The following is a 16,675-nucleotide window of genomic DNA, read 5'->3' as shown; positions in this document are numbered from 1 at the left end:
CTCTCTTTAGTGGTGAGGCATGCTGTCTTTTAGCATTTCTAATCTGATTCTCATTTTCGAGTCTAAACGAGTGCTGAAAAATACACCCGATAGCGCTGCTACCATTCCTGCCATTGTTGGCATTGTGGCCATTGAGATACCAGCTGCCATTAGACGAGCATTACTCGTCCCCTGAACTGCCATCACATCGAATACTGAAATCATACCGGTTACGGTACCAAGTAAACCAATCATTGGACAGATTGCTACTAGGGTTTTGATTAACAGCATACGTGCATTCAAATCTTGCTTAGCTTGGGACACCCAAGCTTCACGGATACGGTGTGCGTGCCAAGAGTGTGTTTCATCTCTTGCTTCCCACGCAGATATAACAGCTTGATGTTGCTTTGGTGATATCCAGTTTAGATACCAGTAACGTTCAAGCATTAATACCCACATTAGGAAAAGCACAGCTGCTACCAACCAGAGGACATCTCCCCCGGAGGCCATGAAGCCCCTGACGGAATCCCATATATCCATCAGGAATAGCATCATTAGTCAGCCCTCTTCTCAGCATGTTCTGCAATGATACCAGCGCTTTGTTCTTCAAGAACTTGAACGATTGATTTACTACGAGCAACAACAATTGCGTGTAATAACATTAATGGTAACGCTGCAATCAGACCTTGTACGGTAGTAACAAGTGCCATAGAAATACCGCCAGCCATTAACTTTGGATCGCCTGTACCGAATAACTGGATTGATTGGAAAGTTGCAATCATACCGGTTACTGTACCTAAAAGACCCATCATTGGCGCGATAGCTGCTAGTACCTTAATGATTGAAATACGTGCTTCTAAAGCAGGCGTTTCTTTCAAAATAGCTTCATCAAGTTTCAATTCTAACGTTTCAACATCAACATCTTTGTTGTCTTGATATACTTTCAAGATACGACCAAGTGGGTTCTTACCTGGGTTATTGATATTTTTACGTTGGCTTTTAACTTTACCAGAAGTAATTGTTAATGTGACTAAACGCTCTAGGGCGATTAAACCACCTAATGCTAGTAGTACTAAAATAATATAACCAATTGGTCCACCAGCTTCTAAACGATCTTCAATGCTAGCTTTGTTAGTGAAGATATTTAGTAACACACCACGGGCTGGATCAATATAGAACTCAGAGAAACCAGAAGTGGTATTTTCCCAGTTGCCTACTGCAGAAACTTGATAACCTTCAGGTTGTTGTGAAAGCTCTTGAATTAAGCTTAACTCAGGCTTATAAACAACATATTGACCATCAGCTGTTAAGTTGAATGCACCAACACGGTAGATAGAAGTGCTAACAACGTTACCGTCGATTGCAGTCACATTACCGGTGAATTTAACCACTTTACCAGACTCAACCATTTCAAATAATTGCGCTTCCCAGAATTGCTCTAGTTCTTCAATTTTCGGTAATGATTTACGCGAGCCTAATTCTGCAATAAATGCATCACGGCCTGGGTATTGAGCAGAAATATTAGATGCTGCAAGTTTACCAGCGAAATCGCCAGCTTCACCTTTAACAACACCAAACATTTCGCCTAAGTCGCCTTGGGCTGTTTTTAAATCTTCTTCTAACTGAGCAATTTTACGCTCGTTATCTAAAAACGCTTGGTTAAGGTCTTTACCACGTTGCTTCTCAGAAGCTAAAGCATCTTTTTCACGTTTTAATAGTGACGCTTTGTCACCACGTTCGTTTTGGAATTCTCTTTCACGTTTAGCGCTGTTTTTGCCTTCATTAGCGCGTTCAACTTTAACTTGTTGCAATAATTGGTCGATAGTTTTTGGTGCATCAGCAGCAGAAACCATGCCAGCAGTTAAAGACAAACTTGCAGCTAATACAGCTGTAGTAATTAACTTCTTCATTATTGAGCAGTCTCCGCAGCAGGAATTGGTAATGCGAATAGATCTAGAGCACCTTGCTTACGAGCAATGCGAATACCCTTTGTAATATCACGTAAATAGCTGTCTTCTAACTTGTTCCAAGTTTTAGCTTCAGCATCGTACATCCACGCAATTTTTTGATCTAAACTTTGAGCGTAAAGCGCTACGCGACCTAGGTTAAAGAAATCAACTAGCACTTCTTTACCATCTAAGCTTAATTTACCAGTATGAACTGATACAAAGTTACCGTATTCACGTTCAATGCTGTATGCATCAAGGATAAGACGATATTTTTCAGCTAAAGTGACTTCTGCTGTGTCTAGAATATTTTTTAAATTTTGAACACGTTCAGTACGTACTTCACTGTTAAAAGGAAGATCTAATTGAACAAACTGCTCTAATGCATCAACCATTTTAAACATTAACGGCACAACACCTTGACGTAACTTGTCAACGCCATTGATGTCTGTTTGTATTGAATCCAGTGTTTTTTGTTGATCCGCCACTAAACCAGCTACGTAGTCATTGTAAGACTTTAGTGATTCGCGTTCATCAGCAACACTGCCATACTCAAACAACATGTCTTGAGCTTGGTCAAAGTATTTGTCAACTTTTTGTTGTGACGCTGCAGTTTCAGCATGAATTCTGCTGTCGGCCTTTTGCACATCGGCAAGAGGATTTGCAACTACCAGGTTGCTACTAGCTAAAGCCAGTGCGCCAACAAGTGCAGTAGCGATTTTTGTTCTATTGCTTACCTTGGACATAGTTCCCAACCAATTTGAAGTGAATTAAAAAAGTGTAGACAGTGCAATTGTAATAGCTTGATAACAATGTTAGCAAAACGTCAACAACGCTAAGCCTATCTTTCTCTTGTGATTGTTAGTTTTTCTTCCCTTTTCTATGCCTGTTAAGGCATAGACCCGCTCGCATCATTTCACAAAATGTTGACCTATGTCAACATTTGGGAACATCAAAAATGAGCGAAAAGAACACGAAAGATTGAGATTATGTGTAGTCGCTTAATTTGTAAGCATTATGAATTCGTCAGGGTATATCTTATTACCTAATAAACGATCGTCGGAGATACACTTAGTGGGCGTAACCCTGAAGAATTCTATGCGTGGGAAAATGAACAAGTGATCTTTTAAATAACAATTAATAATTTGCTTATTGTAATGTTAACAGTCATTTATTAAGAGACAACTTACCTTTCAAACTCATTTTAATAATACATCAGACACATTCGTAAGCACTTGTTATCTTATTCAATTTTTTATCTGTCAAGCCGATCACAACAGCGAATTACCGAAGTTGAATCGACCTAACGTTCGGTAAAGGAATAAATGATATTGCTTAAGATGAATATAATTAAATGTCCCGTTAAACAACGTCTGGATAAATTCAAGCAATAAGCCCTAACTTTGAGACTTGAATAAAATCAGACTGTAATTCAGCAGGTAAATATTGACTTATAAATAGGAAATTATTCATTGTAGTTTTTAAACTTGGAAAACAAGTTCCAACCTGTTATTTTTTAGATGAACACATCCAAGTTGATGCTTCTAGACAAACGCATAGATTAAATGCCCCGTCAGAGTCACTCAGGCTTTGCTGTTGCAGGTGTATTGTTTTAACCATTTTAGTTCCTTTAGAGCAACAAGCCATTACACTCTAGGTCTTACGAAGTAGCACAGAGTTTTCATAGAAGATTTGAATTTCTGAATAAGGCTGCATAAATCTTGAAGTCATCACAACTGAGTACAACTCAGCAGAAACACTTTACCTTAAACCTTGTAACTAGCCTTAAATACGCATAAATTCCACTAAATGACCAGATAATTAATAGAACAGGAATAAAGCCGTTAATATTTTGTTTGATCTAAACAACACATAAAAAAAGCACCCTAAAAGGGTGCTTTTTGTCTAGCTAAATTGGAATTTAGAATTTTTGTGAAATTCGTGCAAACCAGCTAGCACCGAATAAGCGATATGTACTTTCGTCAGTATTACCGTTTGACCCAGTTTCGATATATGGAGGCTGTTCGTCAGTAAAGTTTTCAACACCTACACTGATTCTGGTACCTGTATCAAAGCTATAAGTTGCTGAAATGTCATGGTACATGAATGAGTCAACTGTGTAAGTGTGACCTTCTGTAACACCCCAATATACTAAATCATTATATTCAAGACCTGAAATATAATTAGCAGCATACGCAATAGTTAAGTCTTCCCATGTGTAGTTAGCACTGAAGTTGGCTTTATCTGTTGCATAGCTAGTGTCATTTTCAAAACGGCCATTCAAGTCTTCCATTTCAAACTCGAACGTGCTGTTGTTATACACTTGGTTTTTACGCTCTAGGAAGTGAGTCCAAGATACGTTTAGTGCAAAGTCACCCGCTAAAGCACTGAATGCGTAGTTAGCATCAAAATCGATACCTTTAGCAGTCATACGGCTTAAGTTAGTGGCTTGCTCAGTAATGTAAGATAGTTCACCGTTAGTACGTTCACTATTATCACATAGACTTGCTACGCCACCTAAATAACAACCTTTTAGAGAGTCACCAGCAGAGATAGAGTCAATTACGCCATCAATTTCAATAGCCCAGTAGTCAACAGTTAACCCTAAACCATCAACAAAATCAGGAGAGTAAGCTATACCAACAGTAAAGGTATCACCTTCTTCTGGTTGTAAATCAGGATTACCACCAGCTTGTGCAAGCTGTTGAGAATCTAAGTTATTTGAACCACCACTTGCTACGCCATCAGCCATACAGTTGCCTTGTTGCGCAGCTGTTAGTCCACCCCAAGCAGCTGTGCTACATGGATCTGATGTGAATGAGAATGTGTCGCTTTCAGGTGAATACAGGTCAGTAATTGTTGGAGCGCGGAAAACAGTACCGTAGGTAGAACGTACCATTAAGCCGTCAATCACTTTCCATTCAGCACCTAGTTGATAAGTTGTGCTGCCACCAAATGCAGAGAACTCATCGTAACGGATACCAACTGGTAATTCTAATGATTCAACTAATGGTAAATCACGTAGTACTGGAATACGGAACTCAGCGAACAAGCTATTTACATCAAAGTTACCTTGAGTACCTTTTGACTTATTGCCCGTCACTTCACCCATGAACTTACCCGAATCAACACGAGCTTTATACTCTTCTTCGCGATATTCATAACCTACGCCACCAGTAATAGCACCTGCTGGTAACTCGATTAAATCACCACCAATAAAGGCAGTAATTGTTTGTAATGTATATACGTCTGAGTCAACTAATGGTGCGGTAACATAGTCAAGCATGTCTTGAGTTACTGAACCTGGTCCACCAAAAATGTTCATAGACACACAGTCAGCAATAGGGCTATCAGCCGTACCACAAACGATATTACCTTTTGCATCTTTAAATGATGGGCCCATAGCTTTAGCTAAGTTCGGTCCGTATAACTGACCAAAGTCGTTTGATATTATTTGGCTGTGACCGTAGTTATAGTTAACGTCATAGTAGTAACTATCACCGATATCGCCTTCAATACCAATAACTTGTTGGAAACGAGTTACATCTTGTTCAAAGCTACGTCCACCTTCAAGCATACGACGACGTGAACGAACTACATCTTCCCCAAATGGGTTATAGAAGTTGTCCTTTGAAACACCATTAAACGCAGTACCATTAGGTAAAATACCTTTGTAAGCTGGGTCATATTGTGTGTCATAAGGAACCGCAGCTAACTCTTGACGTGATTCACGCTTGTTAACACGCGTTTCAGAGTACATGCGTGTATCATCGTTTAACTCAAATTGACCTTCTACGAAAAAGTTAAGTTTTTCATATGGAGTTTGTAGGTAGTTAACTGGTGCGTAGTTGTAAGTGTCATTGTTTGGACCACCGCCAACATAATTACGCATATCGGCTAGTGTCGCGATACCGCCATCACAGGTACCATTTGTTTGGCTAGGCTTACCAGCTAGATAGAAGTTACCACATGGAGTAGAACCAGAACCCACTTCAATAACGTTTGCATCAGGGCCAGTACCAATTAAGCCATTCTGCCAAAAAGACTCTTCGCCTTCTTCACCAAATACTTGCCAAGGGTAGTTAAGAAAATCTACGCTTGTATCACCTTGATAAACAGCATCTTGCTTAACATAGTCAACACCAAACACTAAATGACCAGCATCAAATGCTTTACCAGCAACTAAGCTGAAGCTTGTCTGTTTGTTAACGTCAACATCAAATGAATTTTTAGCTTGAGCTGTGATTTCTAAACCTTCGAAATCTTTACGAGTAATAATGTTAACAACACCCGCTACTGCATCGGCACCGTATGTAGCTGATGCGCCATCTTTTAGCACTTCAATACGTTCAATCATTGAGCTTGGAATTGTTTGGAAATCAGAGCTTACTGGACGACGGCCGTTAACAAGTACTAAAGTACGAGAAGAACCTAAACCACGCAACTCAACGAAAGTAGCACCGTTACCACCATTGTTAGTTGTGGTCATAGCTGGTGAACCAGACATTACAGAACTATTCTGAAGGAACTGACCAACGTCTTGAATACCCTGAAGCTTCATTTGCTCAGCAGTAATAACTGTTACTGGTGATGCAGTTTCAAGGTCGGTACGCTTAATACGTGAACCAGTTACTTCGATACGTTCTACTTTTGCGCCTTCTTCAGCAGCAAAAACTGCTGGAGCACTAAATGCAGCTGCTGCTGCACCGCTGATCAGAGCAAAGCGCACTGATTTAGCTAATACGTTCTTATGCATTGTCTATCTCCCTGGATATATTTGTCTTTCTTATAATGCCAATCTTCGTTACTTGAAGTATTGGTGTTGAGATACTATAACACTTTGCGCTATAAAATCACATTTGCCACGCAATAAAATCACATTTGAAACAAGTAATCAACAATTGATACCTCGTAAGCGCAAAAGTTAATCAAGTTGATATTTAATATCCGTTCACTTTTATGGACAAAATGATAAAAAGGTAAATTAAAACATTAAAATTCAACAAGATAAAAATTAAACAATAAAATTAGCTAATTTTTCATTTTTAACCCTATAACAACATGTGTATAAACAATTCATCAGCAGCTAATATAAATCTAATTTTGCAAAACTTGTGATTTGACATAAAGCATAAAACATATAACAACTTCATAATCGCTGAATGATAGCGGACCTTGCAGCTTAAGAAGCGATCAAGTGTGCTTGACGTGTAAATACCTCACTTGGAACAAAATAATGAATTCATTCACGCCCGCAACATTTTAGTAACAACATTAGATCAATGACATTTGACCGTTAGAAAAATCGCCATAACTTAACCCAAGTAATGACAATATCGGCTCTGCAATAGGTTGAATTTGTTTTTCGATGTAATAGTCATAATCCATTAACCAGTCTTTATCACACACAGGTTGAACGCCTGCGGTGGTGATCACATACTCAATAACCGCTCCCCTTTTTAACCAGTCGCTATTTTGCTGATACTCGGCCATCAACTTTGCCGCCCTTACATGTGGGGTCGACTTAGCGGTGTAATCTTCAACATTTCGCTTTAAGCGTTTTTTGAACACTAGCTCTTGATCGAATGCTCCTTGCTTTAATAGCGCTACTTGGGACTCTAAAAACTCGCTAATATCTTGCTGATTAAAAAATCGCTGATACAGCTGATATTGAATGCGTTTAGAAAGCGGTGTCCAATCGCTTCTGACCTGCTCCATTCCTTTAAAGACCATTTCAGGCTTTTCATCTTTATCTAATTTCAAGCCAACATAGCGTTTTTTACTGCCAATTTCACTTCCGCGCAAAGTGGGCATAATAAATTGCTGAAAATGGCTTTCAAATTCTAATTCAAGATAACTTGGCAAATTAAATTCTGTCGCACACCAATCAGCCCATTTATCGGTAATGATTTTTGCCATTTGCAAGCCAATTTCTGACGCATTTAATTGGATATCATTACCTAGCCAAACAAATGTAGAGTCGGTATCACCATAAATGACTTGGTAACCCATTTCCTCTATCCAAATCTTGGTCATTTTCATTATCTGGTGACCGCGCATCGTAATAGAGCTGGCAAGCTTTGCATCATGAAATACGCACCCCTTTGACCCAAGAACTCCATACAATGAATTCATGATGATTTTAATGGCTTGCGATAATGGTGCATTGTGATCTTTTTTAGCCTGCTCACGCTGCTCAGCTAAGCTGGCTATCAACTTGGGCAGAATTGGATGATGGCGATTAAACTTTGCCCCTAGAAAGCCATCAACTAACATTTCACTGGCATCTAAATTTGACTCAGCTAACTTTAAGCCTTCTACTAAACCTTTAGGATCAATCAAAAAAGTGCGGATAATTGAGGGATACAAACTTTTAAAATCAAGTACCAACACATTTTTATAATGCCCTGGCATAGAATCCATCACATAACCACCAGGACTTTCCAGCCCATTACTTGCGGGCATTTGGGGGGCAACAAAACCGCTGCGGTGTAAATGCGGAAGATATAAGTGATAAAAAGCGGCTACAGATGCCCCGACTCGACCAAACTCAAGCCCGGTTAACTTAGCGCGTTCTATGGCAAAATCAAGTAGCTGAGTCTTGTCAAAAATATCCCACACCAAGCGGCAATCAGTTAAATTGTAGTGCGCTAGTTTGAGCTTATCGTCAACGAACATTTGGCTTATTTCATTACCTCGATTTTCAACATGGTCAATCGCTTTACCCTCATTTAATAAAGCACGCGACACAAACTCAAGCGAAAATCGATCAAAGTTATAAAATGCAGCTTTAAGCCAATCAATGCCATCTAATACCACTCGTCCGGGCAAATTTAAGGTTTCAGGGCGATATTTATCTTCGACTTTCCAGCTTAACTCACTGTGGCCTCGGCCAATTCTGAGTGGAATATGATGATGTTTACAACGCTTAAATAGCAATGCTAAATCAAATACCACCAAAGCCCACCCAATAATAACGTCGGGATCATATTGACTAAACCAATTGATTAATCGATGCAGTAAAGCAACCTCATCTTTAACCCACACAATGTAATCTTCGGCATCAGGGTATGATGCTTGTTCACCCACCATAATAACGCATTGATAATCAGTCCCGTATAGGCCAACCGAATACAACTCGCCTTGCATACTGCATTCAAAATCGAGTGAAATAACTTTTAAATCACTTCTTGTTGATAACACACTTTGTTTATCACGCGCGCCATCAGCCAAAGCAGTACCGCTGGCTGCAGCGTGCAAAAAATCATTGTTTACATTATCTAACTTGGTTGTTCTTACGCTACCTCTTCTTGCACGATACGCGGTAAGTACTGGCAGACTTTTTACACTAGACTCAATAGTGCCCTCACATTCGATATCAAATGCGATAAATCGCTCAATCAAATAACGTTGCTCGGCACGAATATCGGTTTCATATAAAGGCACCCCGATATCATTGGCAATGCGCTGCAATTGCTTAAGCGCAGAACTGGTTTTTAAATAAATGCCACAAACAATTTGATGGTCAAAATTGGTCATTGCTAAAACAGCCACACGGGCTTGGGTTAAGTAAGGGGTTAGCTTGGCCACATCAGCTTGACGGCAAAAGCACACAACATCTTCGTTATGAAGTTCAACGAGCACAGGTCCATTAGCCGTTTTAATATAATATTGCAGCACTAACTGGCCCTGCCGATAGCTGGCATGACGAGTAAGTACCTGCCCTTCAACACGGGTTAAGGCTTTATTTACCGGTAAGCTATTTGAGTTCAATTTTATTATCTGTTTTAAGCACAAAGATTCACTGTTATTATGTACAGCATAAATCAGTCACCGCAGAATAAAAACTACTCATGCTCACTGACCAGGTAAAAACGCAAATTCGCACCATCTATAAAGACATTGCCTCGGCAATGCCACAATTTCGTTCACGCCGTGAACAAAATTATATGGTGGCAGAAATTTCTAAAACTTTAGCCGGTGAATATGACAAACAACGACCTATTATTGTTGTTGAAGCGGGTACGGGTATTGGTAAATCACTGTCCTACCTTTTAGGCGCTATTCCCTTAGGCATCGCGAGTAAGAAAAAAGTCTGCATTGCCACCGCAACAGTGGCACTGCAAGAGCAACTATTGCACAAAGATCTGCCCTTTTTTTTACAACACTCAGGTTTAAATTTTAAATTTGGTTTAGTTAAAGGGCGTCAGCGGTACGTTTGTTTAGCAAAGCTAGAGGGAATGATGGGTTCCCAAGACAGTTCGCAAATGGCGATGTGGCAAACAAAGCCAGATCAGAGCCAGGTTGAGCAACTGCAAAAAATTCATCAAGATTATCATCAGAAAAAATGGAATGGTGAACTTGATAGTTTAAAAGAGCCTATTCCTGACTTTTTATGGCAACAAATATGCTGCGACAAACACAGCTGTCATCGTCAGGTTTCTGCACACCATAACTGCCCTTTTCATAAAGCCCGTGAAGATGTTGACACATGGGATGTGCTTATTGCTAATCACAGTTTATTGTTTGCTGACTTAGAATTAGGCGGTGGGGTTATTTTACCTGAACCTGAAGATATGTTTTACATCATAGATGAAGCCCATCACTTACCGATAGTCGCAAGGGACTTTTCCAGCGGGCAGGCGACGATACGTGGCGCCTGTGATTGGTTAGACAAGGCTAATAAAACCTGTAGCAAACTGCAAAACCAGTTAAAAACTAATAATATTATTGCCCCAGTTCAAGCCATGCTTGATCACATCACCGACATTATTAGCTTACTTAATCAGGTGGCTCAGTTTTGTGATACGCAGCCACAGTTTTTTGCCAACCCAGAAACCAGATGGCGCTTTGAACACGGTCAATTACCCCAATCATTAACCATTCAGGCTGAAAACATCGCCACAGCTACGGGTAGCGGCTTAAAACAGTTTAATAAAGTGGTTTCAGTTTTATCTGAAGCAATTAAAGATGGTGAGGTGCCAAAGCACCAATCTGAAGGCTTGCTGTCTGAAACAGGTTTTATTCTGCAACGATTAGAGAATCTGCATAAAGTCTGGAAAATGATCGCTAAAGAAGACAATAAAAAAGGCGCGCCTACTGCCAGATGGATTGAGTTAATTACCGGTAAACAACAAGATTACTTAGTCAGTGCTTCCCCCATTGAAGTCGGCTTTATGCTTGAGTCAATGCTATGGCAAAAGGCTGCTGGGGTGGTGCTGTGCAGTGCCACACTAAGAGCGCTGAATAACTTTAATCACTTTGCCCATCAGGTTGGTTTAAGTATCAATGATGGCAGTCGCTTTTTAGCCCTGCAATCACCATTTGATTATGAAAATAATGCCACGCTTTTTATTCCCCATATGGATAATGAGCCAACAGATGATGATTACACCGCAGAGCTTGCGACCCAAATAGTCGCCTTAATTGAAGGGGAAATGGCCTCTTTGGTATTATTTGCATCGTACTGGCAAATGGACAAAGTGGTAGAATTAGTTGAAGGTAAAATCCCTAGTGAGCAACTTTTTATTCAAGGTTCAATGCCAAGGCAACAAATTTTAAGCCAGCATAAACAACGTTGTGATGATGACAAACCCAGCATTATTTTCGGCACAGGTAGCTTTTCTGAAGGATTAGATTTGCCAGGCGATTACCTCACCAACCTGATTATTACCAAACTGCCCTTTGCCGTGCCGACATCACCAGTTGAACAGGCCCATGCCGAATATATAAAAGTAAAAGGCGGTAATCCATTTTTACAACTCACCATTCCAGATGCTTCGCGCAAGTTAGTCCAAAGTTGTGGTAGATTACTGCGAAAAGAACAAGATTATGGTCGCGTGACAATCTTAGATCGCCGTTTGGTGACTAAACGTTATGGCAAATCGTTAATTGATGCATTACCGCCCTTTCGGCGGGTGATTGAGTAGGTATACCCTTGGAATTAATGTTAGACCCAAGCCACTTAGCGGCATTGGCGGTTATTGGAATTATCGCAGGCTTTATTGACGCTATAGTCGGTGGCGGTGGCCTTTTGTCTATTCCCGCCTTGCTCACCATGGGTATACCACCACATTTAGCCCTGGGGACCAATAAATTAGCGGCATGTTTTGGTTCAATTACCTCTAGCTATACCTATTATAAACAGCAATTATTTGTACCAGCATTCTGGAAGACCTGCGCTATTGCCACTTTTGTCGGTGCGATACTCGGTAGCGGACTGGTATTTTTAATTAACTCGAATTGGCTTGAAAAGTTACTTCCACTGCTTATTATCAGTATTGCGATTTATACTTTATTCAGTCCTAAAGCCATGGGCAGTGCACATTATGTCGCGCCTACCAAAGCTCCAACTAATAAACGCCAAGCAACTCAAGGATTAATACTGGGCGGTTACGATGGATTTGCAGGGCCCGGTATCGGTGCATTTTGGACTGTTTCCTCTATTTCTTTACATAAATTACCGTTACTAGAAAGTTGTGCTTTAGCAAGAATCATGACACTAATCAGTAACATTACTGCGCTAATTATTTTTGCTAGCTTGGGGCAAGTTAATTGGATATTAGGCCTATGGATGGGAGTTTGCATGATGGCAGGATCATTTATTGGGGCGCGAAGCGCTATCCGTTTTGGCATTCCTTTTATCAAGCCGTTGTTTATTATCTCTGTGGTATCCATTGCCACCCATTTAGCTTGGAGTGCCTGGGCATGAATACTCAGCAATTAATCCTAATGCTGAAGCAACAACTTGCTCATATAGAACAAGAGGCACTGCAGCATGATAATCAATTAGGCGACCAGCAGAAAAAAACACTGCAACATGTTGAACGTTTTAATCATAGCGTTTTTATCCAGGAAGGTGCTCAATTAAGCCCTTGCATTGTGCAACTTAGAAAGGATATCGCTCAATTAGAAAAACAGTTAACGCTTAACTTAGCTAAAAGCACTATTGAACTTAGCTGCCTGCGGATTCAAGATAGGTTTACCGCATTAAGGCGTGCTTTGCTGACGACAGGATTAAACTTAAAATCTGCTGAGCAGAAAAAAGCCAGTAATCGTGCTCGATATGCTAAAAAACAACAGCAGTCGGTACAGGATAGTGGCTTTGGTTGGATAGCAAATAACATCATGCAAAACAGTCATCAACTTTACCAAGAGTTGAATAAACATTTTGCTTGGGCTAATAAAATTGAATTTAAAATTCAACAGATGGAATCAAATCTTGAGGTATGTCATGCTGCTGACAAAATTACATTGCAAAATGACATTCTTTTAATGCATCGTCGTTTAGGTAAGTGCCGCCAAGCCATCAGCTATATTGAAGAGCGGATACAACACTTTGAGCGACCACGCCAAAGTTTAAATCGTTAAGGAGCAACAATGAAATCATTATTATCCACCAGTGCAATTTTGGCATTACTTTCATCAACCTCACTGATGGCAGCTAATCTTACCATTCCAATGTCGTTTGAATATTTAGCTTTAGATGGTCAACAGATAGAAACAAATTCGTTTAAACATAAATCTGATTTAAATTTAACTACTGGCAGTCATAAAATTGCGATTAGATACCACGACATGGTTCAAGATGACTTCAGTGATAGCCAAAGCTTTATAAAATCAGCGCCTTTTATTGTCACTCTCAATGTTGATGGCGATTTTAATTATACTCTCTCTCCTGCCACAGGTGAGGTAGTAAAACGGCCAAAATCTTTTGCCAAAAAACCTGAAATTATTATTACTCGTCAAGACAAAGGTTCAGTCAGTTATTCGGTGGAAAATACTCAACTTGAAGAGGCCTCTTTTATTGCTAATTTGTTTGGCGGCAATAAAGTCGCTGACATCGATGCCATGTCTGCACATGCAACAAGTAGCAATCCTGCTGTTAATTATACAGCAACGACTTCTGCCCCAGTTTCACCTACAGTAGCCGCAACCGCTGTCACAGTGAATCAATTAAATACAGATAACTCGCCAAAAGCCACTAATCCAGCCCAAGCTGAGCAAATGTTACAATATTGGTGGTTACAAGCCGATGAGAAAACCCGTAAAGAATTTATGAGTTGGGCAATAAAACAACTGTAATTTGTTAATGAAAATCCCCTTTGTTTATCACGCCAGCTACTCACAGCTGGCGTTACCTTCTCAGCATCGATTTCCAACAAGTAAATATCAAAACTTGTTTGATTATGCTATCGAGCAAAATTTAGTTTGTCCAAGCATGCATCATCAAGCCAATAAAATTGATATTAGTCTAATAAAACAAGTGCACAATGCTGATTATGTTGATGCGTTTATCAATGGTTCTATTCACCCTAAAGCACTGCGTAGAATAGGTTTCCCCTGGAGTGAGAGTTTAGTCAAACGCACTTTACATGCGGTAAATGGCACATTATTAACCTGCCAACTAGCCCTTAGCCATCAAATATCGGTGCATTTTACGGGTGGCTACCATCATGCTCACTATGATTTTGGCAGTGGTTTCTGCATCTTCAATGATTTAGTTATTGCGGCTAGTCAACTAATAGAAACACAACATGTTGATAAAGTATTAATTTTTGATTGTGATGTTCATCAAGGTGACGGTACAGCAACACTCTGCCAGGGCAACCCCAATATCATCAGTTGCTCAATTCACTGCAAACAAAACTTCCCATCCAGAAAACCTATTTCAGATTATGATATTGAACTTGATAAGGGCTGCTCTGATGAGGAATATTTATCATACATTGACAGTGTCTTTGGATATTTAATACAACTTCACCAACCCGACCTTATTATTTATGATGCAGGCGTTGATATTCATCAAGATGATGATTTAGGGTACTTAAATATATCTACGCAGGGCATTCTCGCTAGAGATAAGCTAGTATTAACCTTAGCCAAACGTCACAACATTCCTGTTGCCGCGGTAATCGGTGGTGGATATAGCCGACAGGCAGATGAGTTAACACAAAGGCATAGTCAATTGCTGATTGCGGCAAATCATGTTTGGGTGTAAAAATAAACTAATGATAAACGTTTTTGTTGTCTACTATAATGACAGATAAAGCCAACACGACAAATAATGGAGAAGACCATGCATTTAGAATTTCGTAATTATTATGAAGTCTTACTTTTGGAAATATTGCGCGATGAAGGTTTAATGGATGAATTACCTGAAGATTATCTTGCGGATCTTTGTTGTGTGACTTTAAATCAATTACCAGTACGCTATATTCGACATCTCGTTGACACTTACTTTTTCGAAGACTACAACGAACTTAAACAGATGAAAAATGAAATCAGCTCCGCTTTAGAGCGTTCAAGAGCCTTTTTAAAAGCCAATTTACACAATAAATTAAAACAAGAAAATGAACTGTCAGCTGAACAAGTCATACAGTTAGGTCACAATGAGTAATATTAGGCTTACTGAGTAAAATATTAGGACTTGAATAGCTTTTAACATATATGAATAGGTCTTATAAAATAGGACTTATTAACTTAATTATTGCGGGGAGAATTGTTGGAGGCTCCCCTAGAGCCGACACCCCGGCACACGAGTCGCTTGCTGCGGTTGCTCCCTTCCGGGCCTGGCCGAGTTCACAAGTTATCATTGCGGGGGGACCCTAGGGTCACCATAGATTTCTAAATAAGCTAAGTAAAAACAAACTCATCTAGAACACTGGGGATTATCCCTTAACCCACCAATGCAATCAAGCCCTAAGTCTGGTCTTTTTGTCTTTAATCGCTTACTTGCACAATGATCACTCAATTTTACGATTTTCAATCAAGGTATAAGAACACCTTCTATACTTTATAGATAAAGTGTTCGCCGTAAAATACTGACTTAACCATTTTAAAGTCATTACCGATAATCTACAGGAGAAAGTGAATGCAACATCTCATATCAGTCACTTTCTTCTCCTTTATGATTTCTCTTTTGATCCAATTACCAGTGTTAGCCGCTCAATTTAATGTGGATTATTCAGCAATCCACAAGGTCAACTCCCACGTGTTATATATAGACAGCCATCAAGTTGAAAATAGTGTTGAAAATATGCTTGTAACTAAACAAGCAATATCGAATGAAGCTGAAGAGTTCAGCTTTATCCCTTCTATCAGCTTACTAAGTGAAATAAGTCCGGATGATAATTACGATTCATTACTGTACAGTCCATTACAAAACTCTCTATTACCAAATCATCTATCACAAAGCCATCAATTACAAAGCAGTCTTTTCCCGACTTATATACGTGCTAATGCTCAAGCGGGTATCAAATCACAATGGAAAATTACTACGGATTTCATGGTTAGTAGTTTTTTAACACGTAGAGCCTACTCAATAAACTGGCAAGCTGAACACTCAAACTCTGCATTTGAGTTTGAAAATACAGCCATAAGTGAAAACAGTATTATCGGCAGTGAAATTTCGATGCACAACTTATTGAATAATAAATTGATCATAGGTGTGAATTATCAACTAAATAACTTCCTAACACAGCAAACCGACTTCCCCCGCCAACAAATTAATACCTACGCAGATTTTGAAGTGATCAATAATCTCAATATACATTTGAATTGGATCTTATCTGAGAAAAAAGCCCTAACGCCACTTTTAAATACCAGGAAAACGACCATACTCACTCCAATTGACATCAATACGATTCATTCTCACTTACTCCTACTATCAGTTAGTTACAAAATGTGACTAATATCCCACTCTGAGAAGATAGCTTAAAAATTACCCACTTCAATCATCGTAAAGCGTG

At 39.5% G+C, this 16,675-nt stretch carries 12 protein-coding genes and 1 other RNA gene; 7 read left to right on the top strand and 6 right to left on the bottom strand.

Translation table 11 applies throughout. The features are described 5' to 3' along the window. Positions 1 to 6 precede the first annotated feature (6 nt). From ACRWQM_RS05550 to ACRWQM_RS05530, 5 genes are all read right to left on the bottom strand, one after another. On the bottom strand, positions 7 to 534 hold the full coding sequence (locus ACRWQM_RS05550) for a MotA/TolQ/ExbB proton channel family protein (protein WP_226414447.1): 528 nt from the start codon (positions 532 to 534) through the stop codon (positions 7 to 9). Further along, positions 534 to 1,889 carry a MotA/TolQ/ExbB proton channel family protein gene (locus ACRWQM_RS05545; RefSeq protein WP_434926665.1) on the bottom strand — a complete coding sequence of 452 codons (1,356 nt, stop codon included), beginning with the start codon at positions 1,887 to 1,889 and terminating at the stop codon, positions 534 to 536. Before ACRWQM_RS05545 ends, ACRWQM_RS05550 begins: the two co-directional genes overlap by 1 nt. Continuing rightward, complete coding sequence (locus ACRWQM_RS05540) at positions 1,889 to 2,671, bottom strand: DUF3450 domain-containing protein (RefSeq protein WP_434926666.1); 783 nt, start codon at positions 2,669 to 2,671, stop codon at positions 1,889 to 1,891. Before ACRWQM_RS05540 ends, ACRWQM_RS05545 begins: the two co-directional genes overlap by 1 nt. 1,175 nt (positions 2,672 to 3,846) lie before the next feature. Beyond that, the gene (locus ACRWQM_RS05535) at positions 3,847 to 6,681 is read right to left on the bottom strand and encodes a TonB-dependent receptor domain-containing protein (RefSeq protein ID WP_434931515.1); all 2,835 of its coding nucleotides are present in this window, start codon (positions 6,679 to 6,681) and stop codon (positions 3,847 to 3,849) included. A gap of 518 nt (positions 6,682 to 7,199) precedes the next feature. Continuing rightward, on the bottom strand, positions 7,200 to 9,698 hold the full coding sequence (locus tag ACRWQM_RS05530) for a DNA polymerase II (protein ID WP_434931513.1): 2,499 nt from the start codon (positions 9,696 to 9,698) through the stop codon (positions 7,200 to 7,202). Positions 9,699 to 9,778: 80 nt separating this feature from the next. Between ACRWQM_RS05530 and dinG the strand changes: the two genes are divergently transcribed. From dinG to ACRWQM_RS05500, 6 genes are all read left to right on the top strand, one after another. After that, positions 9,779 to 11,854: an ATP-dependent DNA helicase DinG gene (gene dinG, locus ACRWQM_RS05525; protein WP_226414435.1), complete on the top strand. Its 2,076-nt coding sequence runs from the start codon at positions 9,779 to 9,781 to the stop codon at positions 11,852 to 11,854. An 8-nt stretch (positions 11,855 to 11,862) separates the two neighbouring features. Continuing rightward, complete coding sequence (locus ACRWQM_RS05520; RefSeq protein WP_226414433.1) at positions 11,863 to 12,636, top strand: sulfite exporter TauE/SafE family protein; 774 nt, start codon at positions 11,863 to 11,865, stop codon at positions 12,634 to 12,636. After that, positions 12,633 to 13,295 (top strand): primosomal replication protein, encoded by a 663-nt coding sequence (locus tag ACRWQM_RS05515; RefSeq protein ID WP_434931512.1) that lies wholly within the window; start codon positions 12,633 to 12,635, stop codon positions 13,293 to 13,295. Before ACRWQM_RS05520 ends, ACRWQM_RS05515 begins: the two co-directional genes overlap by 4 nt. 9 nt (positions 13,296 to 13,304) lie before the next feature. Continuing rightward, the gene (locus ACRWQM_RS05510) at positions 13,305 to 14,009 is read left to right on the top strand and encodes a DUF2057 domain-containing protein (RefSeq protein WP_434931511.1); all 705 of its coding nucleotides are present in this window, start codon (positions 13,305 to 13,307) and stop codon (positions 14,007 to 14,009) included. 7 nt (positions 14,010 to 14,016) lie between these two features. Then, positions 14,017 to 14,925: a histone deacetylase family protein gene (locus ACRWQM_RS05505; RefSeq protein WP_434931510.1), complete on the top strand. Its 909-nt coding sequence runs from the start codon at positions 14,017 to 14,019 to the stop codon at positions 14,923 to 14,925. Between the two features lie 78 nt (positions 14,926 to 15,003). Beyond that, the gene (locus ACRWQM_RS05500; protein WP_434926672.1) at positions 15,004 to 15,324 is read left to right on the top strand and encodes a late competence development ComFB family protein; all 321 of its coding nucleotides are present in this window, start codon (positions 15,004 to 15,006) and stop codon (positions 15,322 to 15,324) included. 114 nt (positions 15,325 to 15,438) lie between these two features. Here the strand turns inward: ACRWQM_RS05500 and ffs are convergent. Further along, an RNA gene (gene ffs, locus ACRWQM_RS05495) (signal recognition particle sRNA small type) lies at positions 15,439 to 15,536 on the bottom strand. A 262-nt stretch (positions 15,537 to 15,798) separates the two neighbouring features. Here ffs and ACRWQM_RS05490 point away from each other — a divergent pair. Continuing rightward, positions 15,799 to 16,614: a hypothetical protein gene (locus tag ACRWQM_RS05490; protein WP_434926673.1), complete on the top strand. Its 816-nt coding sequence runs from the start codon at positions 15,799 to 15,801 to the stop codon at positions 16,612 to 16,614. Positions 16,615 to 16,675 lie beyond the last annotated feature (61 nt).

The sequence above is a fragment of the Shewanella sp. HL-SH5 genome, from assembly GCF_051163755.1.
Taxonomy (GTDB): domain Bacteria; phylum Pseudomonadota; class Gammaproteobacteria; order Enterobacterales; family Shewanellaceae; genus Shewanella; species Shewanella glacialimarina.
Note: the sequence above shows the minus strand (reverse complement) of the source record. Positions and strands in the feature narration are given on the sequence as shown.

Excerpts from the sequence above, each read along its gene's own strand:
- ACRWQM_RS05505 (WP_434931510.1), top strand. The coding sequence starts at position 14,017 with ATGAAAATCCCCTTTGTTTATCACGCCAGCTACTCACAGCTGGCGTTA.
- ACRWQM_RS05500 (WP_434926672.1), top strand. The coding sequence starts at position 15,004 with ATGCATTTAGAATTTCGTAATTATTATGAAGTCTTACTTTTGGAAATA.
- ACRWQM_RS05535 (WP_434931515.1), bottom strand. The coding sequence starts at position 6,681 with ATGCATAAGAACGTATTAGCTAAATCAGTGCGCTTTGCTCTGATCAGC.
- ACRWQM_RS05540 (WP_434926666.1), bottom strand. The coding sequence starts at position 2,671 with ATGTCCAAGGTAAGCAATAGAACAAAAATCGCTACTGCACTTGTTGGC.
- dinG (WP_226414435.1), top strand. The coding sequence starts at position 9,779 with ATGCTCACTGACCAGGTAAAAACGCAAATTCGCACCATCTATAAAGAC.
- ACRWQM_RS05515 (WP_434931512.1), top strand. The coding sequence starts at position 12,633 with ATGAATACTCAGCAATTAATCCTAATGCTGAAGCAACAACTTGCTCAT.
- ACRWQM_RS05545 (WP_434926665.1), bottom strand. The coding sequence starts at position 1,889 with ATGAAGAAGTTAATTACTACAGCTGTATTAGCTGCAAGTTTGTCTTTA.
- ACRWQM_RS05490 (WP_434926673.1), top strand. The coding sequence starts at position 15,799 with ATGCAACATCTCATATCAGTCACTTTCTTCTCCTTTATGATTTCTCTT.
- ACRWQM_RS05550 (WP_226414447.1), bottom strand. The coding sequence starts at position 534 with ATGATGCTATTCCTGATGGATATATGGGATTCCGTCAGGGGCTTCATG.
- ACRWQM_RS05510 (WP_434931511.1), top strand. The coding sequence starts at position 13,305 with ATGAAATCATTATTATCCACCAGTGCAATTTTGGCATTACTTTCATCA.